This is a genomic window from Paractinoplanes brasiliensis, from assembly GCF_004362215.1.
Classification (GTDB): Bacteria; Actinomycetota; Actinomycetes; order Mycobacteriales; family Micromonosporaceae; genus Actinoplanes; species Actinoplanes brasiliensis.
On record NZ_SNWR01000002.1, the window covers coordinates 1,433,888 to 1,458,369 of the forward strand.

Consider the following 24,482-nt stretch of genomic DNA (forward strand, 5'->3'; position numbering starts at 1 on the left):
GACTGTCGCCGGGTCGTCGCGCGCCGTCCGGCGAAATCGACACCACCGCGCAGTCGTTCTTAAGCCGATCACAAGTGGGGTGCGGCAGAGTCGTCGGTGTTGAGAAACGGATGACCGAAGGGAACACCATGACCACCGCTGTCGAGTCCTTCGACACCCTGCGTCGCAGGCTCACCGGCGCCCTGGCGCTGCCCGGCGATCCGCGGTACACCGAGCTGACGGCCGGGTTCAACGTCGCGATCACGGCCAAGCCGGCCGCCGTTGTCGAGGCACGCGACGCGCAGGACGTGGCCGAGGCCGTACGGTTCGCCGCCGCCACCGGACGCGCGGCCGGCGTGCAGGCGACCGGTCACGGCCTGGCCGGCACGTTCGACGAGGCGATCCTCGTGCACACCGGCAAGCTGGACGAGTGTGTTGTGCACCCGGACGGCTGGGCCCGGGTCGGCGCCGGGGTGCGCTGGCAGCAGGTGATCGACGCGGCGGCGGAGCACGGGCTCGCCCCGCTGTGCGGGGCGGCGCCGGGCGTGGGTGTCGTCGGCTACACCACCGGCGGAGGGCTCGGCCCGGTCGCGCGCACGTTCGGGTGGGCGTCGGACCGCGTACGGGCCGTCGAGATCGTCACCGGCGACGGCGTGCCGCGCCGGGTCACCGCGACCGACGAGCCCGACCTGTTCTGGGGTGTCCGCGGCGGCAAGGGCGCGCTCGGCATCGTCACGGCCCTCGAGTTCGACCTGATCCAACAGCCTTCCCTGTACGCCGGCGCCCTGTACTTCGCCGGCGCCGACAGCGCGACGGTGCTGCACCGCTGGCGGGAATGGTCGTCCACGCTGCCGCCGGCCGCCACCACGTCGCTGGCCTTCCTGCAGCTGCCCCCGATGCCGGGTGTGCCCGAACCGCTCGCGGGCCGGTTCACGGTGGCCGTGCGGTTCGCCTGGACCGAGTCCCCGGAGGCGGGTTCGTCGGTGCTGGCCCCCATCCGGGCGGCGGCCGACCCGATCATCGACGCGGTGCAGACCATTCCGTACGCGGCCATCGGCATGATCCACGCCGATCCCACCGACCCGATGCCGGTGATCGAGGAGACGGACCTGCTCACCTCGTTCCCGGCTCCGGCCGCGGACGCGCTGCTGGCGGTCGCGGGGCCGGCTGCCCGTTCGCCTCAGGTGATCGTCGAGCTGCGCCAGCTGGGCGGCGCCCTGGCCGCGCCGCCGGAACACCCGAGCGCCCTGTGCCACCGCGACGCCGCGTTCAGCCTGAACATCATCGGCGTGCCCGTGCCGCCGGTGGCCGCCCTGATCACACCGCACGCGGCGGCGATCCGTGCGGCGCTGTCGCCGTGGTCGACCGGCGGGGCGCTGCCCAACATGGCCGCCGGGACGGGGGCGGACCGGATCGCCCGCTCGTACGACCCGGCCACGCTGGAGCGGCTGATGGCTCTGGCCGAGCGGTACGACCCGGCGAACGTCCTGCGGGTGGGACAGGTGCCTGTCCGCCAGTCCTGAGGTGGTGGGCCGCGATCTGGCGGGATCGCGGCCCATCCCCAGCGCGCCGACGGCTTGGTGGAGCCGCGGCGCTGATCGGGGCGCCGGGCGAGGGAGCCACGCCCGGCGCAGGGTCCGGCCGGCAGCGAGGGGGCAGCCGGCCGGACTCCCCCGTTCGGACCGTCCGGACCGGACCTTGCGTCCTCACCTTCCGCGATCAACTGTCCCTACCATCGGCGTCATGCGATCTGGTGATCGGGCTGTGACTCACGGTGGGCGCGCATGACCGACCCTGGGCCGGCCCTCGGCGGCTCATTGTGGACAGCGCCCGACGAGTTCCGCGGACGGCTGATCGATCTCGCCGGGCGCGCGCTGCGCGATGATCCCGGCCTGCAGTCCGCGCTGTCGCGGTGGAAGGACGAGCTGCTGCAATCGGCCCTGCTCGACTCGATCGCCGAGCAGGCCGACACGCTCCTGGCCCGCACGAACCGCGAGATCGACGACGTCGTCGCGAAACGGCGAGCACTCGACGCCCACACCACCGATCCGCCGCCCTCGATCGCCGGCCAGGCCGGCAGGAGGCGGCGACGGCGCTGCTGATCCAGCGTTTGCAGGCCGAGGTCGCCAACCGGGTCAACCCCCGGTTTCGCCACGACCCTGGGCCAGATCAGTCCGCACGGCCTGCAGCAGATGCGCGGCGCCGACTACATCGTGCGGACCCGCTCCTTCGGCCGGCTCAGCGCCGAGATCGCCAGGCTCAGTGGTGGCGCCGTAGGACTGGCGGGCCCACGCGGCGCGGGGAAGTCCTCGTTGCTTGACCAGTACCGGGCGGGCCGCATCGCGGAAGCCGGCACCGCCGGGCGGCAGCTCGTCGTCACCGAGAGCGTGCCGGTGAGGTACGAGCCGCGCGAATACGTGCTCTACCTCTACGGCCGCCTGTGCCAGGAGGTCGTCGCGTTCATCCCGCCTCCGTCGCTGTCACGCGGCCGCAGTCACCGGACCCGGTTCGGCGTCAGCGCCACCGTGGCGATCACGGCCGGGGCCGCGTGGCTGGCCGTGGTGCTGCTCGGCGCCGCCAAGCTGCCCGGCTCGATCAGCCGCATCCCCGTGGTGATCGTGTTCGACGAACTGGACAAGATGAGCGACCCGGAGCGGGTGCAGGACTTCCTCAACACGGTGAAGTCGCTGTTCAGCCTGGAGATCGCGGGCTGCCTGTTCCTGGTGTCGGTGTCCGAGGACGCGCTCGCCCGGTTCGAGCGCCGGGGCCTGCCCATCCGGGACGCCATGGACAGCACGTTCGACGCGGTCGTGCCGGTCGAATACCTCAACCTCGACGACGCGACCGCGCTCATATCGGACCGGGTTGCCGGGCTGCCCGACCCGTTCATCGCCCTGCTGCACTCGCTCGGCGGCGGGCTGCCCCGGGAGTTGCTGCGGTACACCCGTTCGCTCGTGCGGCACCGCGACGAGAAGCACCTCGGGGCCATCGCCCGGTCGCTCGTGGGCGAGGACCTGCGCATGAAGGCACGCGGGCTGGGGGCCGTCATCGCCCGGCGCGGGCTGGCCGAGCCGTACGCGAGCGACCTGATGAAGTTCGTCAACGACAACACCGAACCGGACCCGGTCGTGCTGCTGAAGGCGGTGGCGGCCCCGCCCCTGCCCGCCGAGCAGGCGGACGACCTGGCCGACGCGCTGCACCTGCAGATGGAGACGCTGGGCTACCTGTACTTCTGCGCCACGGTGCTGGAGGCGTTCACCGGCGTACGGAAGAACGACTACACCGACCGTCGCGGGTCTTTCGACACGCTGGCCTCGGCGCGGCAATTGTTCGCCGTCAACGCGCGGCTGGCCTGGCTGACAGTCAACTCGTTCCGCAGGCAGTGGTCGCTGCCCGAGGTCGCGCCGCCCGGCTAGCAGGCGGGTTGTGCCGTTGTGGCGCCACCCGGTCAGGCGACGCTTCCGGGCGTTGCCGGGCTGCCCGGCCAGGAGAGGCGTTCCAACCAGCGGTCGAGCAGGGCGAGCTCGGCCGGCTCGAGGGCGTCGGCGCCGGTGACGGCCAGCTGGGAGCGGAGCCGAAGCGCGGCCGCGGCCACGGGATCTTCGGCGGCGAGCTCGGCGGGCGAGGTCAGCACGGCGGCGAAGATGGCGTCCCGCGTACGGGAGGAAAGGTTGGGGTCGTCGAAAAGCTCCGGCTGGGCGATACAGCTCAGCACCAGCCCGACGTTGGCCGGCAGGATCAGCTGGGCGGCCGCGTTGGGGGTGACGCGCAGCGCTCCGACGGCGGCGCAACGCAGGAGGGCCGCTTCCAGCAGGTCCATGATCTTGCGGCGGGCCTGGGCGTGCGAGCGGGGCCGCGGGGCGAACATCAGCTGGTAGAGCGCCGGGTTGCGACGGCCGAAGTCGATGTGGTCGTCCCAGCCGGCGACCAGGTCGGCCACCGGGTCGTCGGTGGTGGGCTGTGCCGCCTTGTGTTCGGCGTAGCGCCGCAGTCCGTCGTCGGCCAGCGCGTCGAGCAGCCCGTTCTTGTCGCCGAAGAGCCGATAGAGCACCGGCTGGGTCACGCCGACCGCCTCGCAGACGGCCCGGGTGGCGATGTCGCCGTCCGGCGAGGCCACCAGTTGCTGCTCGGCGGCGGCAATCATCGCGGCTCGCACGTCGGGCGTGAGGGTCGTCATGTAATCAATGGTACGCCAACGACCTATCAGCGCTACAGCCCGTCACATCGGTGATATGGAGAATCGCGTTCAGTACCGGAACGACGCGACCAAGGCCTGGAGGTCGTCCGAGGCGCGGCCCAGATCCTCAGCGGTCCGCCTCGTGCGGCCCGCGTTCTCGGTGGTCCCCTGAGCGTTCTGCGCGACACCCTGGATGCTGGCGGCGATGTCACCGGCGCCGGTGGCGGTCTCGCCCACGTTGCGGCTCATTTCGGCCGTGGTGGCCGACTGCTCCTCGATCGCCGAGGCGATCGTCAGCTGGGTGGCGTTGATGTCCGCCACCACCGTCCCGATCTGGCCGATCGCCTGCGTCGCGGCCGCGCTGCCCTGCTGAATCGCGGTGACCCGCTGGGCGATCCGCTCGGTGGCGGTCGCTGTCTGCTCGGCGAGTGCCTTCACCTCACCCGCGACGACGGCGAAGCCCTTGCCGCTCTCGCCCGCCCGAGCGGCCTCGATGGTCGCGTTGAGCGCGAGCAGGTTGGTCTGCTGCGCGATTGACGTGATCAGGTTGACCACCTCGTGGATCTCAGCGGACGACTCGCCGAGCCGGATGATCGTCTCGTTGGCCTCGGCAGCGGCACGCACGCCGCCCTCGGCAATCTCGGTGGCCAGGGCCGCACTTCGGGAGATCTCGGCAATCGACGCTGTCATCTCCTCGGCCGACGCCGCCATCGTGGACACGATCGCCGAAACCTCCTCCGCGCCCGTGCTGACCACGCCGGCCTGACTGCTGGTCTGCGCCGCGCCGCCCGCCAGTTGGGCACTGACCGTGCCGAGTTCGTCGGCGGCGCGAGCGACCCGGCCCGCCTCGTCGGCGACCTTGGCCACAGGCCGCTGCATGCGCTCGGCGAAGCGGTTGAAGCTGCGGGCCGCCCGGCCGACCTCGTCGCGGCCGTCGTCGTGCACGCGCTGGGTCAGGTCGCCGTCCCCGTCGGCGATCTCGGCGAGCCGAAGGTTGAGGTCGCGCAGCGGCCGGGTGATCGAGCTGACCAGGAGGGCGGCGAGGATCGCGCCGAGCAGGACGACCACGATGCCGGCGGCGATCATCACCGCGGACGAACGCCGGGACGCCTCCTCGGCAGCCTTCACGGCGAGCAGCGAGTTGCGGTCGACGGAGTCCACGAGCTGGTCGACAGCGGCCGCGGCCTCGTTGAAGAGCTTGATCTCGTCGACGGCAACCAGCTCGTGACCGCGGGCCAGCGCGGCCGGACGGCCGTTGCGGTAGTCAGCGATGATCGTCTTGTCGAGGCTCATGAACTCCTCGAACAACTCCGCGGCCCGGCCGGCGGCGGTGCGTTCGGCGTCGGTCAGCCGGGCCCCGCGCAGGGCGGCCAGCTCGCGGCGGAACGCGTCGGCCGAGGCCAGGAACGCGGCCCGGCTTCCGGCGGTGTCGGCCGTCGCGCCGGGCACACCGCGAGCGACGTCGAAGGCGTACGCGGTCTGCCAGCCGTTGAAGTCTGCCGAGCGGAACTTGACCTGCATCGCGAGGCGCGTGGCCTCGCGATACTCCTGCACCGCCGCCGTGGCCCGCCGCTGACCCGCCATCGCCGACAATCCAACGGCGATCATGCTGACGATCAGCGTGAGCAGCAACGACATGCTGAGCACCAGCCGTACACCGATCTTGATCCTGCGCAGCGCCGTCAGCATTGCCGTCCCCTCGTGGTTTCTACCGGGCAGACGCTCCATCGGCAGCTGCTCAGTCTTGTTTAGCCGCCGGCCGTGAGACCGCCGGCAACCTGCTCGAGGGTCCTGCGCAGGGCCTGGGATGCCGGGGAGGCGGCGCCGGCCACTCGCTGAGCCGTGAAGATGGTGCGGCGGGGGCGGTTCGGCAGGTCGAGCAGGCGGCATGAGGTGGAGCGGCCCAGCCAGAGCAGATCGGGGATCAGGGCGACCGCGTTGCCCGACTCGACGAGGCGGATGTGGGCCTGCAGGTCGGCGGTCTCATACCGTACGTCGGGCTCGAAACCGGTGGAACGGCAGAGCTGTTCGGCGAAATGGCGCGACGCCGTCCCCCGCGGCTCCATCACCCACGGCATGTGGCGGGCCTCGTCGAGGGAGGCCACCGGATGCAGGGCGGCGTCGGCTGAGGGCAGGGCCAGGCGGATGGCGTCGGTGGTGAGCGGGTGCCGGTCGAGGCCGGGGTGGTGTGGGGCGGCGTGAGCCGGGTACTGCTCAGCGATCACCATGTCGAAGTCGCGGGCCCAGGTTTCACGCAGCGCCTCCTCGGGCTCGCGCTGCACCATTTCGACCCGTACGTCGGGAAAGCGGGACGCCATGGCCAGCAGAGTCGCCGGCATCAGGGCCAGCGCGGCCGACTGGAAGACAGCCACCCGGACGCGGCCGCCGACCCGGGTGCCTGCCGCCCGCAGCCCGGCCTCGGCCCGTTCGAGGCTGTCGAGGATCTCGCCGACCGACTCGACCAGCACCTCGGCCTCGGGGGTGAGCTGCACGCCGCGGCCCGACTTGCGCAGCAGCGGGCGGCCGGCCTCCTTTTCGAGCAGGCTGAGCTGCTGCGACACCGCCGACGGGGAGAAGTTGAGCGCGTCGGCCACGGCCGCGATGGTGCCCCGGATGGCCAGCTCGCGCAGCAGCACAAGACGCCTGATCTCCAGCATGGCGGGGACCTCCCGAACGTTAAGAAGAACTGAAGAGTACTCGTCGGAAACCGTCGCTTTTCCTGAACGGACAGCGGAAGGACACTTTCGGCATGTCTGACGTCGTCCAGTCCCGGCCCGCAGAGGCAGAGCGGGACGAGCTCGCTCACGAGGCGATCTCCCTGGTGCGCCGCTGGCTCCACGAGGCCTCGGCGATCAAGACCACCGGTTCGGCCGCGCAACTGGCCGGCGTGCTGCGCGATCCGAAGGGGCTGGCCTTCGCGGTCGGCTTCGTCGACGGCGTGGTGCGGCCCGAAGACGTACGGGTCAGCGCCCGCGCCCTCGCCGCCCTCGCGCCGGACGTGCCGCGGTTCCTGCCCGCTCCCCTGCGGGCAGCCGTCCGCGCCGGTGGTGTGCTCGCGCCGATCATGCCGGGGGTGGTCGTGCCGATCGCCCGCCGGGTCCTGCGCCGCATGGTCGGCCACCTGATCGTCGACGCCACCGACGCCAAGCTGGGCCGCGCCATCGCGAAGATCAAACGCCGGGACGTACGCCTGAACGTGAACCTGCTCGGCGAGGCCGTGCTGGGCCGGGGCGAGGCGACCCGCCGGCTGCGCGAGACCGAGCGCCTGCTCGCCCGCGGAGACGTCGACTACGTGTCGATCAAGGTGTCCTCGACCGTCGCGCCGCACAACCCGTGGGCCTTCGACGAGGCCGTGACCGAGATCGTGGAGCAGCTGACCCCGCTGTTCACGCTGGCCGCGACCGCCCGTACCCGCAAGTTCGTGAACCTCGACATGGAGGAGTACAAGGACCTCGACCTCACTATCGCGGTCTTCACCCGCCTGCTCGACAAGCCCGAGCTGCACGACCTCGAAGCCGGCATCGTGCTGCAGGCGTACCTGCCGGACGCGCTCGCCGCGATGATCCGCCTGCAGGAGTGGGCCACGGTGCGCCGCCGGACAGGGGGCGCGGGCATCAAGGTGCGCCTCGTCAAGGGCGCGAACCTGCCGATGGAGCAGGTCGAGGCGGCTGTGCACGGCTGGCCCCTGGCGACGTGGGGCTCGAAACAGGAGACGGACACCAACTACAAGCGGGTCCTCGACTACGCGCTCGACCCGGAGCGAATCGGCAACGTGCGCCTCGGCGTGGCCGGGCACAACCTGTTCGACGTCGCGTACGCGTGGCTGCTGGCCGGTCGTCGCGGGGTGCGCGAGGGCGTCGAGTTCGAGATGCTGCTCGGCATGGCCGAGGGCCAGGCCGAGGTGGTCCGGCGCGAGGTGGGCGGGTTGTTGCTCTACACCCCCGTCGTACGCCCGGAGCAGTTCGACGTGGCCATCGCGTACCTGATCCGCCGGCTCGAAGAGGGCGCGTCGAGCGACAACTTCATGTCCGCGGTGTTCGAGCTGGACAGCAACAGCGCCTTGTTCGCGCGTGAGCGTGACCGGTTCCTGGCGTCGCTGGCCGCACTGGATTCCTCCGTCCCGCCGCCTCATCGGGTCGCCGACCGCCACGCCGCCGTTGCCCCGTCACGGGCCGGGCACTTCGAGAACGTGCCGGACACCGACCCGTCCGTCGCGTCGAACCGTTCGATGATGCGCGAAGTGCTCGCCCGGGTGCCGTCGTCTCAGCTCGGCGTGGCCACCATCGAGGCCGCGCGGGTGGCGGACGAGCGGCGCCTCGACGACCGGCTGGGCTCGGCGGTCGCGGCCGCCGCCGCGTGGGGCGCGATGACCGGCGCTCAGCGCGGTGAGGTGCTGCACCGGGTCGGCGAGGCCCTGGAGGCCCGGCGCACCGACCTGATCGAGGTCATGGCGGCCGAGACGGGCAAGACCGCCGACCAGGCAGACCCCGAGGTGAGCGAGGCGATCGACTTCGCGCACTACTACGCGGAACTGGCCGCGCAACTGGACGACGTCGACGGCGCGGTGGCCGTACCCGAGAAGCTGACCCTGGTCACGCCGCCGTGGAACTTCCCCGTCGCCATTCCGGCCGGCTCGGTGCTGTCCGCCCTGGCCGCCGGTTCGGCCGTCGCCCTCAAGCCGGCCGGACCGGCCGAACGGTGCGGCGCTTTGCTGGCTGAGATCATCAAGCCCGTTCTGCCGGACGCCGACCTGCTCACCCTCGTACAGGTGGAAGAAAACACGCTGGGCCGCAAGCTGATCGCCCACGCGCTGGTCGACCGGGTGATCCTGACCGGGGCGTACGAGACCGCGCAGTTGTTCCGGTCGTTCCGCGCCGACCTGCCGCTGCTGGCCGAGACCAGCGGCAAGAACGCGATCATCGTGACCCCCAGCGCCGACCTGGACCTGGCCGTCAAGGACGTGGTGCACTCCGCGTTCGGGCACGCCGGCCAGAAGTGCTCGGCCGCCTCGCTGGTGATCCTGGTCGGGTCGGTCGCCCGCTCCGAGCGCTTCCGCCACCAGCTGCTGGACGCGGCGGCCTCGCTCACCGTCGGCTGGCCGGCAGACGCGCGCAGCCAGGTCGGCCCGGTGATCGAACCCGCCGCCGGGAAGTTGCTGGACGGCCTGACCAAGCTCGAACCGGGCCAGCAGTGGCTGCTCAAGCCAGCGTCGTTGGACGAGAGCAACCGTCTGTGGAGCCCCGGCATCCGTGACGGCGTGGCCCGCGGGTCCGCGTTCCACCGCACCGAGTACTTCGGACCGGTGCTCGGCATCATGACCGCGGAAACCCTCGACGAGGCGATCGACCTGGTCAACGACGTCGACTTCGGGCTGACCTCGGGCCTGCACTCGCTCGACCCGGCCGAGCTGAGCACGTGGCTGGACAGGGTGCAGGCCGGCAACCTGTACGTCAACCGGGGCATCACCGGCGCGATCGTGCGGCGGCAGCCGTTCGGCGGCTGGAAGCGCTCGGCCGTCGGACCAGGCACCAAGGCCGGCGGTCCCAACTACCTGGCCGGGTTGACGGGGTGGCGTTCCGCCCCCGCCGCCACGGGCGACGTGCCCGGCGACGTACGCGTTCTGGCGTCATCCGACATGGTCGCTCGCGCCGTCGCCAGCGACGCCCGGGCATGGTCTGGACATTTCCGGCAGGCTGACGTCTCGGGGCTGGGGGTCGAGCGCAACGTGCTGCGCTACCTGCCCGTTCCCGTCACCGTCCGCCTGTCTGCGGGTGCCTCCGTTGACGAGCTGCTGCGCGTCGTGGCCGCCGGGGTGCGGGCCGGCGCACCGGTTTCCGTCTCGGTGGCCGATCCCCTGCCGTCATCGGTGACCGCGGCCATCCCGTACGACGTGCGGGTGGAGGACGACGACACGTTCGCGGCCGGGCTGCGCTCGGTCAACCGCGTACGGCTGATCGGCGGCTCGTTCGAGGCCCTGGCGCGCGCCACCGAGGGCCGCCCGGACCTGGCCGTGTGGTCCGGCCCGGTAACCGAGGCGGGGCGGATCGAGCTGCTGCCGTTCCTGCACGAACAGGCCGTCAGCATCACCGCCCACCGCTTCGGCAACCCGGACAAGCTGGCCGAGTCAGCCCTGTAGGTTCCGCTTCCTTCCTGAACGGCCGCGTGGTTCTCGACCGCGCGGCCGTTCGCTGTTCACGATTCACTGTCCGGCAAATCACGGCTTCTGGCCTGTGGACAACTCGGATTGCCCGTTTTGCGGCGCGTATTTTTAGGCCAGCCCCCTGGGTGCGGCGGGGTGGGCCTAGTAGGCGTCTTGGGCGGCTACGGCGAGGGCGTCGTCGATGGCCTGGGCCTCGATGTCGGCGCCCGAGATGCTTTTGGCGATCGTGCCCGCGCTCGGCACCTCGGCTTTCGCCGGCCAGGTCGAGGTGTCCCACAGGCGCGAACGTGTGAAAGCCCGCGCACAGTGCAGAAACAGCTCCTCGACCACGACTTCGATCGCCAGCTGCGGCGTCACGCCCTTCAGAGCCATTCTGTCCAGATAGGGCGCGCCCGTCACGATCCGGGCGAGCCCGTTGACCCGTACGGTGTCGCCCGAACCCGGCACCATGAAGACCATGCCGACGCGGGGCCGCTGCAGGATGTTGCGCAGGCTGTCGAGCCGCCCGTTGCCCTTGCGATCGGCGAACGCCAGCGTACGGTCGTCGAGCACGAGCACGCTGCCCGCCGGGTCGCCGCGCGGGGAGACGTCGCAGGTGCCGTCCTCGGCCGACGTCGCGAGCAGGAAGAACGGGCTCAGCTCGATGAACCGGCGGGACTGCGGGTCGATGCGGTCGACGCCCTTCTCGGCGATGAACTGCGGCGGCGGAGCCACGAACTCCCGCAGTTCCGCCTCAGTGCCGATCACCCTCGTCATGCGCGCCCCAACACCCTCGCCGAACAGTTAGGCCACGCTAACCTTCGACGACGTTGCGCAGGGAACGGCCCTCCCGGAATGCGACCAAGTTCTCGCTGATCAGCTCCGGCGCGCCGAGCGGACGTCCACCGGCCACGTGCGGCGTGACGATCACGTTCGGCTCGTTCCACAGGCCGGAGTCCTCGGGCAGTGGCTCGGTCTCGAACACGTCGAGCGCCGCCCCGCCGATGCCGCCCTCACGCAGCGCGTCGAGCAGCGCCTCCTCGTCCAGGGTGGCGCCCCGGCCCACGTTGATGACCCAGGCGTGCTCGGGCAGCCGGTCGAACACGTCCGCGCCGATCGCGTGCTGCGTTTCGGGCGTGGCGGGCAGGATGCCGATCAGCACGTCGGTGGCCGGCAGCAGCTCGTCGAGGGCGTCCTCGGTCACCACGTCGACGCCGTCGCGCGTGCCGGCGCTGCGGGCCACCCCGGTCACGCGCGCGCCGAGCGCCTCGAGGTGCGGGGCGAGCGCCTTCGCGATGCCCCCGAACCCCCAGATCACGACGTGCGCGTCCCGCAGCGTGTAGAACCGCGCGGTGTCCGGCTTGGCCTGCAGCTCGCGCATCTCGTCGGCCCAGTGCCGGGCGGCCTGGGCCCGCCGGAGCACGTGCAGGTGGCGTACGGCGGAAAGGGTCAGGGCCAGGGTGTGCTCGGCGACCGTCCGATCATGCAGGCCACGCCCCGAGGTGATGACGACCTCGGGCGCGAACCCGGCCGCCACCACGGCGTCGGGCCCCGCGGCCAGGGTCTGCACCCAGCGCAGCCGCTTGAGCCGCTGCGCCGCGTCGCGCAGCTGATCACCCGGGTTGTTCCAGACGACCAGAACGTCGGCGTCGGTGTGCTCGTCGGGGACGGGCCGGTTGACGGCGTAGCGTACGGCGGTCACGCCCGCGGGCAGATCCAGGTTCAGGTCGATGCTGTCGGGCAGCAGAAGCTTCATGTCCCCCATTCTGGTTCAGTGACGATCGTTCAGTTCGAGCACCGCGACGGAATCCTCGACCTCGGCTGGGGGCATCCGCTGCCCGCGCTGCTCCCTACGGGCGCGTGGGCGGTGGCGTCAGAGACCTCCCTTCGGACGTACGGGTGGAAGGCACTCACGTACGGTCATGAGCCGGGCCCCGCCCCGCTGCGTGAATGGATCGCCTTCCACCTGGGCGGCGGGGGCGCGGAGCAGACGTTCGTGACAGCGGGCGCCTCGCACGGGCTCGCGCTGCTCACGCAGGTGCTGACCCGGCCGGGCGACACCGTCCTGGTGGATTCGCCCACCTACCACTACGCGTTCCGGATCCTGACCGATCTCGGCGTGCGGCTTCTCCCGGTACGGGCCGAGGACGCGGACGAGGTGGGCCGGCGCGCCCGGGAGCACAGGGCAGCCTTCCTGTACGTCGTGCCCACGTTCGGCAACCCGACCGGGCGGAGCCTGACGTTGCCGCAACGGCACGCGCTGGCCGGGCTGGGTCTGCCGATCGTCGAGGACGACCCCTACCGGGAGCTGTACTACACCAGTCCCCCGCCGTCGTTCTCGGCCGCGAACGTGATCAGCCTGGGGTCCTTCGCGAAGACCGTGGCGCCCGGCCTGCGGCTCGGCTGGATCACCGCGGCGCCGGAACTGATCACCCGGCTGGCCCGGCTCGGATACGTGCACAGCGGCGGCGGGGTCAACCACACGACGGCGCTGACCATGGCGGAGTTCTGCGCCTCAGGGGCGTACCACGAGCATGTCGCTCTGCTGCGGGACCGCTATCGGGCACACCGCGACGCCCTGGCCGGCGCACTCGGCACGGACGCACCGGACGGCGGCTGGTTCCTGTGGCTCCGGCTGCCCGCCGGGGTGGACGCCGAAGCGCTGCTAGCCGTCGCCGAGCGGCACGGAACCTCGTTCGTGCCGGGGCCGGCGTTCCATGTGGACCGTCGGGACGGCTCCGGCCACGTGCGGCTCAGCTTCTCGCATCTGCCCCCGGCCGACCTGACCGAGGCGGCCGGCCGCCTGACCGTCGCCATTCGGTCCGTCTGCTAGATATCCCCCGTACGCCGTCTGAGCCCGGAATGATTTCGCACCCGTCGGTGGCGCCGAAGAGGTGATCGCCGACGTCGAGTCGATGCTCCCGGACACGGTGGCCGACCTGCACCGGGCCGGCTTCCACCGGATCCGCGCCCGGCCGGCCCACGAGCCGGCGACGACCGGTTGACACGGCGACCGCCCGTCACCGTCTGATGAAGTGCGCCGGGCCCCCGAATTCCTCCCTGAGGACATCCGGCGAATCGCGGGCGGAAGCCCGAACACCGCCATAACGTGAGGATGCCTCGGCATTCCTTCGGTTTGTCGTGCGTGCGGACGAACTCAGAACGGGAAGACGAAATGGTCGGATCAATTCCGCGGCGCGCCTGTGCCGTTCTGCTGGCGACGCTCGTGATCGCCCTGGGCGGCCTGGTCGGCGCCCGGCCGGCCGGCGCCGAGCCGCACATCGACAACCCCGGCGAGACGATGCTGTACTTCACCGCACCGGGCGGCCTGACCCGGGTCGGCTCGTACGGCTACCCGCAGGACACCTTCCCGGTGACCGGCGCGACGAGCGTGGCCCTCGACAACGACGGCAGCGTCTACGTCGCCGGCCGGCCCGAGGCCGGTCCGCTCGTCCGGGAACTGGAGCCCAGCGGGTCGTGGGGCACGTCGCTGTTCCCCCATCTGACGGATGCCGCCGACGTCGCGGTGCGGGACGGCCGGGTCGTCGTGGCCGACACCACCGCGCTGACCGCCAGGGGCCCGGGCGACGAACCCGCGTCGACCCTGGCGCCGGGCGTCCACCCCGTCAAGGTGGTCGACACGGCTGCCCGGGGTGTACTTCGTCGACGGTGACGACGGGGGCCTGTACCGCTACACCGCCGGCGACGGTGTGCAGCCCGTGCTGACGGAGACGCCCACCGTCAGTCTCGCCGCCGACGCGGACGGAAACCTGTACCTGGGCCGGGCCACGTCGATCGTCAAGTACGACCCGGAGGAGGAAACGGAGACCGAACTCGTCACCGGCCTGGGCAGCGCACCGGTCGACGTGGCGGTCAGCGAATCCGGCGAGCTGTTCTACGCCACGGCCGACGGCACGATCCGGCGCAAGGGCACCTTGGACTGGGAGCCGACCACGGTGGCGACCGGCATCGAGGGCCTGACCGCGATCGCCGTGCGGACACTGCCCCGCATGCCCGGCGGGGCGTCGGCAGAGGGCGGGGATCGGCAGGCCCAGGTGTTCTGGGCTACCTCCGAGACGAACGGCGGCCCCTCCGACATCCGGTACGAGGTCGAGACCTTCGTGGGCGACGAGATCGGTGAGCCCGTACCCACCGACGTACCGATCTGTGCCACCCGGCTGACCACGTGCACGATCACGAACCTGACGAACGGCGAGTACTACACCTTCCACATCACCGCCTTCAACACCCCGGACGGTGACAACACCGGCCGGTCCAACCCGTTCCAGTCCAACGGCATCCGCCCGCGTGTCGGCCCCGAGGCGCCGACGCTCGGCACCCCGACGCCGGGCAACCGGACCGCCTCGGTGGCGTTCACGCCCGGCGACGACAACGGGGTGAACGCCACCGCGTGGCAGGTCTCGTCCGACCGTCTCATATGGAGCGGCGCCGAGGTCTACGCGACGGGCGAGAACGAGTTCGAAGCGGTCTTCCGCGGGCTGGAGAACGGCCAGGCCAACAACCTGTACGTCCGTGCCTACGACCCCGTCACGGAGACCACGGGCAAGGTGGCGACGGCCACGGTCACGCCGGACGACTCGCTGCCGGGAACCCCGAGGATCGAACGGATCCAGCCGGGAGACAAGTCGGCGACCCTGTACTTCTGGCCGGTGGATCAAGGGGCCAGCGAGATCACAGGGTACGAGGCGAGCGTCGACGGTTTGCTGTGGGTTCCGGCATACGGCAGTGAGGGTCCGCCCGCCGAAGAGCCCAGCACACCTCCCTCCGACGACCCCGCCGACGAACCGAGCCCCACCCCAACCCCCGAACCCACCGACGAACCCAGCCCAACCCCAACCCCCGAACCCACGGGAGAGCCCAGTGCGTCGGCTGATGCCGTGGGTGAGCCCGCCCAGGTCATGAGCGACCAGGACGAGCTGGACGGAATGCAGAGCGTGGTGATCAACGACCTGACGCTGCCGTTCCACCACGTCCGCCTGCGGGCGCGCAATCAGCAGGGACCCGGTGTGGCCACCACCGCCAGGGTCTATCCGGGCCAGGTCGTCGCGCCCAGCGTTCCCATGGACGTGCAGACCGAGTCGGCCGACAAGCAACTCACGGTCACCTTCATGCCGAGCATGAACCCGGCTGACGGCTACGAGGTGCAGCTGGCGGAAGGGGGCGACTGGAAACAGCTGCCCCTCGACGACGCCGAGCGCGGCGGGCGGCTGGGCGGAACGGTCACCGACCTGGTCAACGGCACGGCCTATCAGGTCCGGGTTCGCGGCGTAAACACCATCGGACCCGGCGAGGGGTCCGTACCGGTGACCGGCATCCCCGCGCGGCCGCCGTCCGCGCCGAGCCAGGTGACGGCCACGGCCGATGCCACCTCAGCCGTACTGACCTTCCTGCCGTCGGCCGACGACGGCGACGACCCGGACCATCTGGCATACGAGATCAGCTTCGACGCCGGCGAGGACTGGACGACGCTGACCACCGAGCCGGGGGACGACGGCACGCTGGTCGCGACGATTCCCGACCTGACGGTCGAGGACAGCTTCGAGATCCTGCTGCGGGCCCGCAACGGCGGCGGCGCGAGCGAACACCTCACTGTCACCGTCACGCCCGCGACCGCGCCGACGACCTCGCCGGCGACCTCGGCACCGACCAACCCGCCCAGCGAGACACCGACGTCGCCGACCACAACGTCACCCTCGACGGCCCCGACCATGACGTCCCCGACCACGACGTCCCCGACCACACCGGCGCCGACGACAACACCACCCACGACCCCGCCACCCACCACCACCACCACGCCACCCACCACCACGCCACCCACGACCGAGCCGACCACACCGGCGCCGACCACCGCGCCCACCTCGGAACCGCCCACACCCGCCCCGTCCAGCGCCGCCCCGGTGGTTCCGGACGCGCCGACCGGTGTCACAGCCACCGCCGGCCTGAACTCGATCACCGTGTCGTGGAACCCGCCCGCGGACAACGGCGCCGTGATCACCGGCTATCGTGCGACGGCTACGCCTGGCGGTGCCAGCTGCACGAGCACGGGCACGAGCTGTGTGGTCGGCGGGGACACGCGCAACGCGTACACGTTCCGGGTGGTGGCCCTCTCGGCTGCCGGCGAGTCCCGGAACTCGATGTCCTCGAATCCCGTGACCCCGAACGAGCTGACCGTGCCGGCCGCGGCCCCCGTCACCGACCTGCCGCTCGAAACGCCCGACGGCCCGGTCACCTCGGCGGCGCGGGGCGGACGGCTGAAGATGGCCGGCAACGGGTACGCGCCGTTCTCGGTGATCACGTTGGCGGTGTACTCGGAGCCCACCATCCTCGGCACGGTCACGGCCGACGCCGACGGGGCTTTCGAGACCGAGATCGACGTGCCCGAAGGTCTCAGCCTCGGCACCCACTCGTTCGTCGCCGCCGGCGTCGACAAGAACGGCAAGTTCCGGGCCTTGCGCCTCGACCTCACTGTGGCCGAGGCGGCTGACACCGGCGCCACCCTGCCGGTGACCGGGGCGGCGGTGCTCTGGCTGGCCGTCGCCGGCTTCGTAACCGTGGGGGCAGGCGTGGTGACGCGGAGGCTGGCCAGGCCGCCGGCCTGACACGTACGCGCTGAAGCGCCCTCGGATGACGGTGAGCACCGGGCGCAGCCTGACGGTGGCGCGGCGGCTGATAGATTCATACCCGTACGCCGTCTGAGCCCGGAAGGAGGTCGCACCGTGTCCCACGAATCGCGCCCCTTCCGCGGCCCGGCGTCTCCGCGGCTCTGACCCGGGGCGTCATCGCCTCGGAGGTCCGCCCATGAGCACCGTCATCCACCGCCACCTGCTCCCCGGCGAGGAAGCCCTGTTCGCTTCCCTGCCCGCCTTCGCCGAAGGCCTCGCCGGCGGGGGCTACGACCTTTCCCGTACGTGGATCACCCTGCGCGACGGTGAGGTCGTCGCCCGCGCCGCCTGGGTGCTGCCACCCGGTGCGGTCGGCGGCCCGTGGCTGGAACTTTTCGACCTCGACGACACCCCTGCCGTCGGCGCCGCCCTGCTGAACGCGGCTCACGCTGATCTGGGTGGTCCGCGGCCTTTCTACGCCACGCTCCCTGCCGACCCGCGTGTGCCGGCCGCCGCGCGCTTGGCCGGCCTCGAACCCACCGTCAAACGCCTGCGCTTCCGGTGGACCCCCACCGGGAACACGGTCCCTTCCGTCCCCGCCGCCCACGCAGCTCCCGACCCCACTGTCCACGCAGCTTCCACCCCCGCCGCCCACGCGGACCCCACCCCACTTGTCCACGCAGCTCCCGACCCGACTGTCCACGCAGCTCGCGTCCCCGCTGTCCGCGCGGCGAAGGGACCCGACGAGGTCCGGGCTCTCGTGGCGCTGATTGACCGGCCAGACGTGTTGACCGGTTCCGAGGCGGCGCTGGCAGTGGCCGGACTCGACCTGGCCCGCGACCCCCTCCCGTGGCTGACCGGCCCCGCCGCGGCCTGGCACGTGCTCGATGGCGGCACGGGACTGGCCGGAACCGCCGGTGACGCGTGCTGGCCCATGCTGGTCTATCTGGGCCGGCTGCCCGACGCCTCCCCCGGCGCGCGCTCGTCCCTGCTGGCGGCCGCCCTCCACGCCCTGACGACCGGCGGCGCCGAGGAGGTGATCGCCGACGTGGAGGCGACGCTCACCGACACGGTCGCCGACCTGAAGCGGGCCGGGTTCCACCAGATCCGCGTACGGCAGGCCTTCGAGCCGACCTGACCCCATCCGCGCACGGCACGCCTTCAAGCCGAGCTGACCCCACCTCGTACGGCAGGTTTCCCGCCCGGTCTACTCCACCCCGTACGGCAAGCCTCCGCACCCGGCCACACCCCACCCCGCACGGCAAGCCTCCGCACCCGGCCACACCCCACCCCGCACGGCAAGCCTCCGCACCCGGCCACACCCCAAGCCGCACGGCAAGCTTTCGCCAGTCTGACCCGGCAGTGTCAGGCGTTGAGCAGGTCTCTGATGCGGTCGATCGAGCGGCGGAAATACCGGTGCTCGACCGGCCGCGTCAGGAAATCGGCGAGCGCGAACAGGTCGGCGGCCCGGCTGACCGCGCGCCAGTTGGCCGGAAGGTGGCCGCCCGCCTCACGGAACCCGCTCAGGAACCCGTCGAGGAACTTCGGTGGCCGCGGGTCGCGCGTCATGTTGCCGATGTCGATCAGGGGCGTGCTCGCCAACGCGTACTCCCAATCGAGCACCGCCGTGACCCGCCACCGCCCGTCCCCGGACCTGGCCGCGAGCAGGTTCTTGGGGTTGAAGTCCGAGTGGACCAGCTGCCGGGAGCCCTTGACCGTGTCGAGCTCGGTGGCGGCCGCCGCGGCATGACGGCGAAGGGCCCGCTGCTCGTCGCCGGTGAGGTGCCCGGCGGCATTGCCCTCGCGCAGACACCGGTCGACGAACTCGTCGAGCCCAGCGGTCGGTTCGGCGCCGTCGGGTTCGAGGCGATCGTCGAGGAAGCCCGGCGCCGCGAACTCGACCGTTCCGATGCGGGCCAGGGTCGCTCCGACGTCGTGTCCGAGCCCGGCGTCGTCACCGTCGGCAAGGATCTCGTTGACCGGCCGCCCCTCGACGAACACCGACAGCAGGACCGGTTCCCCCGCCCGTTCGCCCGTGGGGTCGGAAGCCACCACGCCCGGCGCCGGCACGATGCCGTCGAGCCGTCCGGCCAGGGCGGCCTCGAGCGCGCACCTGTTGTGGCGCAGATAGCGCCGGAGCACGTACCGCCCGCCGTCATCGGTGGTGAGCGCCGTGTTCTCGTTGCTGTAGCCACCGGTCAGCGTCCGCGCGCCGACGATCCTGCGCCCCGGCAACGCAACCTGCTCGACCCACTCCGCGATCGATCGCTCCACTGTCACACCCCCTCAATCCTGGCCGGCGCCGCGCACGCGACCAGCCACCATTGGCGTTGCCCCAGCAGTCGTCGCGCTTCGTCGCGGCCCACCCAGTCCCCCCGATCGGGCAACGGCTCAACCCCCGGATCCCGAGGCGCCCCTACCACTGTTGACCCACCTCCGCCCCCACCCCCCGCCCTGGGGGTGTGCCCGACCCTACGCGCCGGCACCGACAAGATCGGGCCGTTGTCCACAGCCCACCCCTCGACCGCGCGCCGCCCGTCGAAGTTGTCCACAGCGGCCACCCGCCCCTTGACCGCTGCCGGCGTGTGCGCTACGGCCGCCAAGCCTCCCGCCGACGTGCCCCCACCGCGGCGGAACCCACCGCCAACGTGCCCGCCACACCCGCCGAACCCACCGCCAACGTGCCGCCACACCCGCCGAACCCACCGCCAACGTGCCGCCACAGCCGCGGCGACGATCAGCCGCCGTTCAGTCAAGTGAAGAACTCCCCACGTGGAAGCCCCCAGCACCGCCGTCTACGATGGCGGCCATGCTCAGGGTGTTTTCGGTGGCGTACTGGGCGTTCATCGGCATCACCTGCGTCGTCTTCTTCGCCGGCGCGGTTGTTGTCTGGCTCGTGACGTTGCCGTTCGACCGGCGGCGCACGGTCCTGCATCTGTATTCGTCGGCCTGGGCTTCCTTCTACGTCTACGTGAACCCGCTCTGGCGTCTCGAAGTCACCGGCCGGAACCGCATTCCCTGGCGCGGCCCCGCCGTTCTGGTCGCCAATCACGCCTCGCTCATCGACATCCTGGTGTTGTTCGCGCTTTTCCGGCCGTTCAAATGGGTGTCCAAGCAGGAGATCTTCCGCGTCCCGCTGATCGGGTGGAACATGCGGCTCAACGACTATGTGCCGCTGGTGCGTGGCCGCGCCGAGTCGGTGCGCCGCATGATGGCGCATTGCGATCGGCTCCTCGAAGCCGGTTCGCCCGTCATGCTGTTCCCGGAGGGCCGGCGCACCTCCGACGGTGAGCTTCAGCCCTTCAAGGACGGCGCTTTCGAGCTTGCCGTACGCCACCAGGTGCCGGTCATTCCGATCGCGGTTCACGGCACCCGGCGCGCCCTCCCCCGCCACGGCCTGGTCCTGCGTGACCGCGTCGACGTGCACGTGGAGGTGCTTCCGCCGATCGAGCCGCACGACGACGCGGCGACGGTGAAGGAGCTGGCCCGCACCTCGATCGCGGGCGCGCTCGCAGCCCCGTGAGGGTCGCCCATTTCTGCGACAGTCATTCCGGCCGCCCGGACGGGGTGTCACGATCGGCGGCCCGCACCGTGGAACTGTTGCGGGAGGCCGGTTGTGAGGTCGATTTCCACGATCCGTCCACTGTTGCGTCGCTTCCGGTTCCCGGCCGGCAGTGGCGTGTGGGTTCGCCGTGGTTCCGGTGCCGCCCGGCCGACGTGGTCCACGCGCACACGACCGGCCCGATCGGCATGGCCGGTTTCCGGATGGCGGCGACATGGCGGGCGCCCCTGGTCGTCACCTGGCACACCGACTTGGTGGCGTACGCGGACATCTACCCGGAGATTCCGATCGGCGCCGCGTGGTGCGCGCTGCGTCTGCGGCTGGGCTGGTCGCCGCGCGACTTCCTGCAATTGGCCCGGCCGGGACCCGTACGCCGCAAACGGCTGATCAATCTGGGACAGGGCATGTTCGCTCACATGTCGGCGGTGATCGCGCCTTCGGAGAAGACGGCGGCGGCCTTTCACGAGTTCACCTCGAACGGGCGCCTTCCTCACGTCGCTGTGCTGCCGACCCCCGTCGTGCGAAACCCTCGAGGCAATCCCGTACGCAATGGTGGTGTTGTCCTGTCGGTGGGGCGCGCGACCGCCGAGAAGAACCCGGAACTGCTGCTGCGCGCGTTCGCCTTGGTGGTGCGGGACAGACCGTACGCCCGTCTGGTCCTTCTCGGAGTGCGCCTGGGCCGCGCGAAACTGACCCGCCGGATCAACTCGCTGGGTTTGCCGGCTCACGTGCGGGTGTTGCCGCCCGTCCCGCCCGAGCAGGTCACCGGCCACTACGACCGCGCGACCGTGCTCGCTTTCGCGTCGACAACCGACACCCAGAGCCTGGTGCTGGCGGAGGCGGAGGCGGCCGGCCTTCCCGCCGTGGTGGCGGACCCCGCCCTGGCGTCCCGGCCGGGTGGCGGCCCCCCGCGGTTCACCTGCGAGCCGACCCCGGAAGCGTTCGCCGCCGCCCTGTGCCGCATGCTCGACGACGACGCCCTGCGCACACAGGTTGCCGTCGACGGCCTGACCGCCACCGAGGCCTACACGCCCGCGCTCTACCTCGGCCGTCTGCTGAAGTTGTATGAAGCGGTCGGGAAGTGACCTGAGTGGCTGGTTGGCTCGGCTCATGAGCATGCTGCACACGCCCCCGCAGGGCGCCGTCCTGAATCCGTTCGTGATGGTCGAGGACGCGGCCGGTCTGATCACGTTCGTGTCCGAGGTTTTCGGCGTCCAGGAGAAGCCGGAGGCGCACACCGAGATGCCCGACGGCAAACTGATCCACTCCGAGGTCCGCCTCGGCACTGTGGACCTGATGATTGCCGACCGGATGGACGGCTGGCCGATGCGCCCCGGTTTCCTGCAGGTGTGGGTCGAGGACGTCGCGATCGTGCAGAAACGCGCAGCTGAGCGCGGCGCGACGACAGTCACCGAGCCGACCGCGTTCTACGGCGAGACCACGCTCGGCCGCGTTCTCGACCCCTGGCAGAACCTGTGGTGGCTCTACGCGCCGGCGCCCGGCCAACCGGACCCGGTGCCGGACTGGGAGAACGGGGACACGATCTTCACGACGCTGGACCTGGCCCTGCGGAGGTTGGGCGGGATCTGAGCCGGTCGGCCGCGCGTTTCAGCCGGGTGACGGCCTCGTCCATCAGTTCGGGCGGGGCCGCCGCGTAGGTGAGGCGCAGGAACGGCGCCGGGGCCTCGGCCGCGAACCACGGACGCCCGGGAAACACGACCACGCCCTCGGCTGCTGCCTCGGCGGCCAGGGCCACGTCGTCGATTCCTGGGGCGAGCCGCATCCACAGGTGCAGTCCCCCGTACGGGACAGCCTCGGGCACGTGCAGCGGGAAGTGCCGCCGCAACGCGGTCAGGAGAGCGTCACGCCGGGCGCGCAGCTCCTTGCCGAGCGCGCGACGATGACGGTCCCAGGCCGGCGAAGTCACAACGTCGAGCGCGGCCTGCTGCAGCGGACCGGCGACGAACAGGTCGTCGAGCAGCCGGGCCGCGCGCAGCCGGGCGCCGGCCTGCCCCCGAGCGCCGATCGCCGCGATGCGCAGCCCCGGCGCGGCCGACTTGGTCAGCGACCGCAGATAGATCACGTGGCCGTCGGCGTCGTCGGCCGCGAGCGGTGGCGGCGCCGAGCCCTCCACGGTCAGATCGCGGGCATAGTCGTCCTCGATCAGAAAAGACCCTGCTTCCCGTACGGCGTCGAACACCTCGGCCCGGCGGGATGCGCTGAGCGTCGCGCCGCTCGGATTGGCGTACAGGGGCTGGCAGTAGAAGAGCCGGGCGCCCGTACGCGCGTACGCCCTCCGCAACTGGCCGGGGAGCACGCCGTCGGCGTCGGCCGGCACCGGGATCACCGTGAGCCCCGCCGCCCGTGCCGCCGCCAGCGCTCCGAGGTAGGTCGGCGACTCCACCAGCAGCGTGTCACCCGGGCCGGCGAGCGCCCGCAGCGTCGACGAGATCGCCGCCTGACCGCCGGGGCTGATCACCATGTCGTCGGCGCGCAATCCGGCGCCGCGGGCGAACCACGCGCGCAGGTCGGCACGTCCCTCGGCCGGCCCACGCTGCCAGGCGGCGGGTTGGCGGGCGGCCCGGGCCAGCGCGGCGCCCAGCGCGGCCGCCGGCTGCAGGTCGGGGTCGAGGTAGCCGCCGGACAACGGGATGGCCCCCGCGGGCGGGGTCGCCAGCAACGCCTGAAGTTCCGCCTCGCCCGGCCGCCGCGCGCCGAGGGCCACGGTCTGCCAGGAAAGGTCCGGCCGGGGCTCGATGCGGTCACGCCGGGCCACGTACGTCCCTTGGCCCGGCCGGGCTTCCACCAGGCCCTCGCGGACCAGCGCCCGGATTGCCGTGGCCACCGTCACCGGCGACGCCTGGTGCCGTGCCGTCAGCTCCCGCACCGAGGGCAGCCGGGTGCCCGGCGACGCGGAGGAGGCCCGGTCGCGGAGATCTTGGATAACGCGTCCGGCTGCGTTACCGTCATTCATGAGAAGCAAGAGTAGCGCTATCGCCGACCGGACGATAACGGCGAGGGCGGCCGGGTTGTCGTTGGGAACGCTCGGAGTGCTGGCGTTCAGCCTGTCCCTGCCGGCCACCCGCGTGGCGGTCCACGACCTCGACCCCTGGTTCGTGGCGTTCGGCCGCGCCGTCGGCGCCGCCCTGCTTGCCGCGGCCTACCTGAGGCTCACCCGGGCACCCCGGCCGACCGCCGTCCAGTGGCGCCGGCTCTCGGTCGTCGCCCTCGGCGTGGTCGCCGGGTTCCCGCTGTTCACCTCGCTGGCGCTGACCACACAGACCTCGGCCCACGGCGCGGTTGTCGTCACCGTGCTGCCCGCGGTCACCGCCGTGTTCGCCGTGCTGCGGGCCGGGGAACGCCCGCGCCCACTGTTCTGGCCGGCGGCTCTCGCGGGCCTGTCCGCGGTGCTGACGTTCCTGATCACCACGGGCGCGGCCGGCGGGTCCCTCGCCCCGTCCGACCTGTTCCTGCTGGCCGCCGTGGTGCTGTGCGGCCTCGGGTACGCCGAGGGCGGCGCCCTGGCCCGCGAGCTCGGCGGCGCCCGCACGATCTGCTGGGCGCTGCTGCTGAGCCTGCCCGTGACGGCGCCGATCACGCTGCTCTCGGCGGCCGCCGGACCCCCGCGCGGCACAGCCTCCGCCTGGTCGGCGTTCGCCTACCTCACCGTGGTCTCGATGTTCCTCGGCTTCTTCGCCTGGTACGCGGGCCTGGCCCGGGGCGGGATCGCCCGGGTGGGCCAGATCCAGCTGGCCCAGCCCGTGCTCACCCTGCTCTGGTCGGCCCTGCTGCTGGGCGAGACCGTCACCCGGGCCACCCTGGCGGCCGCCGCGGTTGTGCTCGCCGGCGTGGTCCTGACCCAGCGAACCGGCTCCGGGCCGCCCGCATCGACCCGGCGGACCGCCTCCCGGCAACCGGACTCAAGCCGCCGAACCGTCCCTCACCGGCAAGCCCGCCCCTGATCTGCGTCGAGCAAGCCCGTTCGTGCAAGCGCCCCGCCCG

19 protein-coding genes are annotated in these 24,482 nt (G+C 71.8%); 12 read left to right on the forward strand and 7 right to left on the reverse strand.

Annotation, left to right across the window (positions count from 1 at the left end; all coding sequences use genetic code 11):
* The first annotated feature begins 128 nt into the window (after positions 1–128).
* From C8E87_RS38595 to C8E87_RS38605, 3 genes are all read left to right on the forward strand, one after another.
* Positions 129–1,502 (forward strand): FAD-binding oxidoreductase, encoded by a 1,374-nt coding sequence (locus C8E87_RS38595; RefSeq protein ID WP_203720556.1) that lies wholly within the window; start codon positions 129–131, stop codon positions 1,500–1,502.
* 261 nt (positions 1,503–1,763) lie between these two features.
* Positions 1,764–2,081, forward strand: a complete 318-nt coding sequence (locus C8E87_RS38600) for a hypothetical protein (protein ID WP_133878300.1) — start codon at positions 1,764–1,766, stop codon at positions 2,079–2,081.
* A gap of 90 nt (positions 2,082–2,171) precedes the next feature.
* Positions 2,172–3,395: a hypothetical protein gene (locus C8E87_RS38605; RefSeq protein WP_133878301.1), complete on the forward strand. Its 1,224-nt coding sequence runs from the start codon at positions 2,172–2,174 to the stop codon at positions 3,393–3,395.
* Positions 3,396–3,427: 32 nt separating this feature from the next.
* Here C8E87_RS38605 and C8E87_RS38610 read toward each other — a convergent pair whose 3' ends face one another.
* From C8E87_RS38610 to C8E87_RS38620, 3 genes are all read right to left on the reverse strand, one after another.
* Complete coding sequence (locus tag C8E87_RS38610) at positions 3,428–4,156, reverse strand: TetR/AcrR family transcriptional regulator (protein WP_133878302.1); 729 nt, start codon at positions 4,154–4,156, stop codon at positions 3,428–3,430.
* A gap of 69 nt (positions 4,157–4,225) precedes the next feature.
* A complete protein-coding gene (locus tag C8E87_RS38615) occupies positions 4,226–5,845 on the reverse strand; it encodes a methyl-accepting chemotaxis protein (RefSeq protein ID WP_133878303.1) in 1,620 nt (539 codons plus the stop codon).
* Between the two features lie 59 nt (positions 5,846–5,904).
* A complete protein-coding gene (locus tag C8E87_RS38620) occupies positions 5,905–6,813 on the reverse strand; it encodes a LysR family transcriptional regulator (RefSeq protein WP_133878304.1) in 909 nt (302 codons plus the stop codon).
* Between the two features lie 92 nt (positions 6,814–6,905).
* On the opposite strand from C8E87_RS38620, the gene C8E87_RS38625 reads away from it, so the two are divergent.
* Positions 6,906–10,292 carry a bifunctional proline dehydrogenase/L-glutamate gamma-semialdehyde dehydrogenase gene (locus tag C8E87_RS38625; protein WP_133878305.1) on the forward strand — a complete coding sequence of 1,129 codons (3,387 nt, stop codon included), beginning with the start codon at positions 6,906–6,908 and terminating at the stop codon, positions 10,290–10,292.
* A 165-nt stretch (positions 10,293–10,457) separates the two neighbouring features.
* Here the strand turns inward: C8E87_RS38625 and C8E87_RS38630 are convergent, their stop codons facing one another.
* Together C8E87_RS38630 and C8E87_RS38635 are read right to left on the reverse strand one after the other, a co-directional pair.
* Entirely contained in the window at positions 10,458–11,072 is a 615-nt protein-coding gene (locus C8E87_RS38630; protein ID WP_133878306.1) for an MSMEG_1061 family FMN-dependent PPOX-type flavoprotein, read from the reverse strand.
* Between the two features lie 37 nt (positions 11,073–11,109).
* The gene (locus tag C8E87_RS38635; RefSeq protein WP_133878307.1) at positions 11,110–12,051 is read right to left on the reverse strand and encodes a phosphoglycerate dehydrogenase; all 942 of its coding nucleotides are present in this window, start codon (positions 12,049–12,051) and stop codon (positions 11,110–11,112) included.
* Between the two features lie 18 nt (positions 12,052–12,069).
* Here C8E87_RS38635 and C8E87_RS38640 point away from each other — a divergent pair, with 18 nt between their 5' ends.
* The 4 genes from C8E87_RS38640 (at position 12,070) to C8E87_RS38655 (ending at position 18,056) form a co-directional block, all read left to right on the forward strand.
* Positions 12,070–13,128, forward strand: a complete 1,059-nt coding sequence (locus C8E87_RS38640; RefSeq protein ID WP_133878308.1) for an aminotransferase-like domain-containing protein — start codon at positions 12,070–12,072, stop codon at positions 13,126–13,128.
* 342 nt (positions 13,129–13,470) lie between these two features.
* Positions 13,471–13,968: an NHL repeat-containing protein gene (locus C8E87_RS38645; protein ID WP_133878309.1), complete on the forward strand. Its 498-nt coding sequence runs from the start codon at positions 13,471–13,473 to the stop codon at positions 13,966–13,968.
* The gene (locus C8E87_RS38650) at positions 13,949–16,915 is read left to right on the forward strand and encodes a fibronectin type III domain-containing protein (RefSeq protein WP_133878310.1); all 2,967 of its coding nucleotides are present in this window, start codon (positions 13,949–13,951) and stop codon (positions 16,913–16,915) included. The genes C8E87_RS38645 and C8E87_RS38650 overlap by 20 nt, the downstream gene beginning before the upstream one ends.
* Positions 16,916–17,114: 199 nt before the next feature.
* The gene (locus C8E87_RS38655; RefSeq protein ID WP_133878311.1) at positions 17,115–18,056 is read left to right on the forward strand and encodes an acetyltransferase; all 942 of its coding nucleotides are present in this window, start codon (positions 17,115–17,117) and stop codon (positions 18,054–18,056) included.
* Positions 18,057–18,283: 227 nt separating this feature from the next.
* Here C8E87_RS38655 and C8E87_RS38660 read toward each other — a convergent pair whose 3' ends face one another.
* Positions 18,284–19,192 (reverse strand): phosphotransferase family protein, encoded by a 909-nt coding sequence (locus tag C8E87_RS38660; RefSeq protein WP_166661420.1) that lies wholly within the window; start codon positions 19,190–19,192, stop codon positions 18,284–18,286.
* Positions 19,193–19,727: 535 nt separating this feature from the next.
* Between C8E87_RS38660 and C8E87_RS38665 the strand changes: the two genes are divergently transcribed.
* The 3 genes from C8E87_RS38665 (at position 19,728) to C8E87_RS38675 (ending at position 22,070) form a co-directional block, all read left to right on the forward strand.
* Complete coding sequence (locus C8E87_RS38665; protein WP_133878313.1) at positions 19,728–20,441, forward strand: lysophospholipid acyltransferase family protein; 714 nt, start codon at positions 19,728–19,730, stop codon at positions 20,439–20,441.
* Positions 20,442–20,509: 68 nt separating this feature from the next.
* Positions 20,510–21,565, forward strand: coding sequence for a glycosyltransferase (locus C8E87_RS38670; protein WP_166661421.1), 1,056 nt, complete (start codon positions 20,510–20,512; stop codon positions 21,563–21,565).
* 25 nt (positions 21,566–21,590) lie between these two features.
* Complete coding sequence (locus tag C8E87_RS38675; RefSeq protein ID WP_133878315.1) at positions 21,591–22,070, forward strand: VOC family protein; 480 nt, start codon at positions 21,591–21,593, stop codon at positions 22,068–22,070.
* Here the strand turns inward: C8E87_RS38675 and C8E87_RS38680 are convergent.
* A complete protein-coding gene (locus C8E87_RS38680) occupies positions 22,027–23,454 on the reverse strand; it encodes an aminotransferase-like domain-containing protein (protein ID WP_133878316.1) in 1,428 nt (475 codons plus the stop codon). The genes C8E87_RS38675 and C8E87_RS38680 overlap by 44 nt on opposite strands.
* Between C8E87_RS38680 and C8E87_RS38685 the strand changes: the two genes are divergently transcribed.
* Complete coding sequence (locus C8E87_RS38685) at positions 23,453–24,442, forward strand: DMT family transporter (RefSeq protein ID WP_133878317.1); 990 nt, start codon at positions 23,453–23,455, stop codon at positions 24,440–24,442. The two genes, C8E87_RS38680 and C8E87_RS38685, sit on opposite strands and share 2 nt — an antisense overlap.
* The last annotated feature ends 40 nt before the right edge of the window (positions 24,443–24,482 follow it).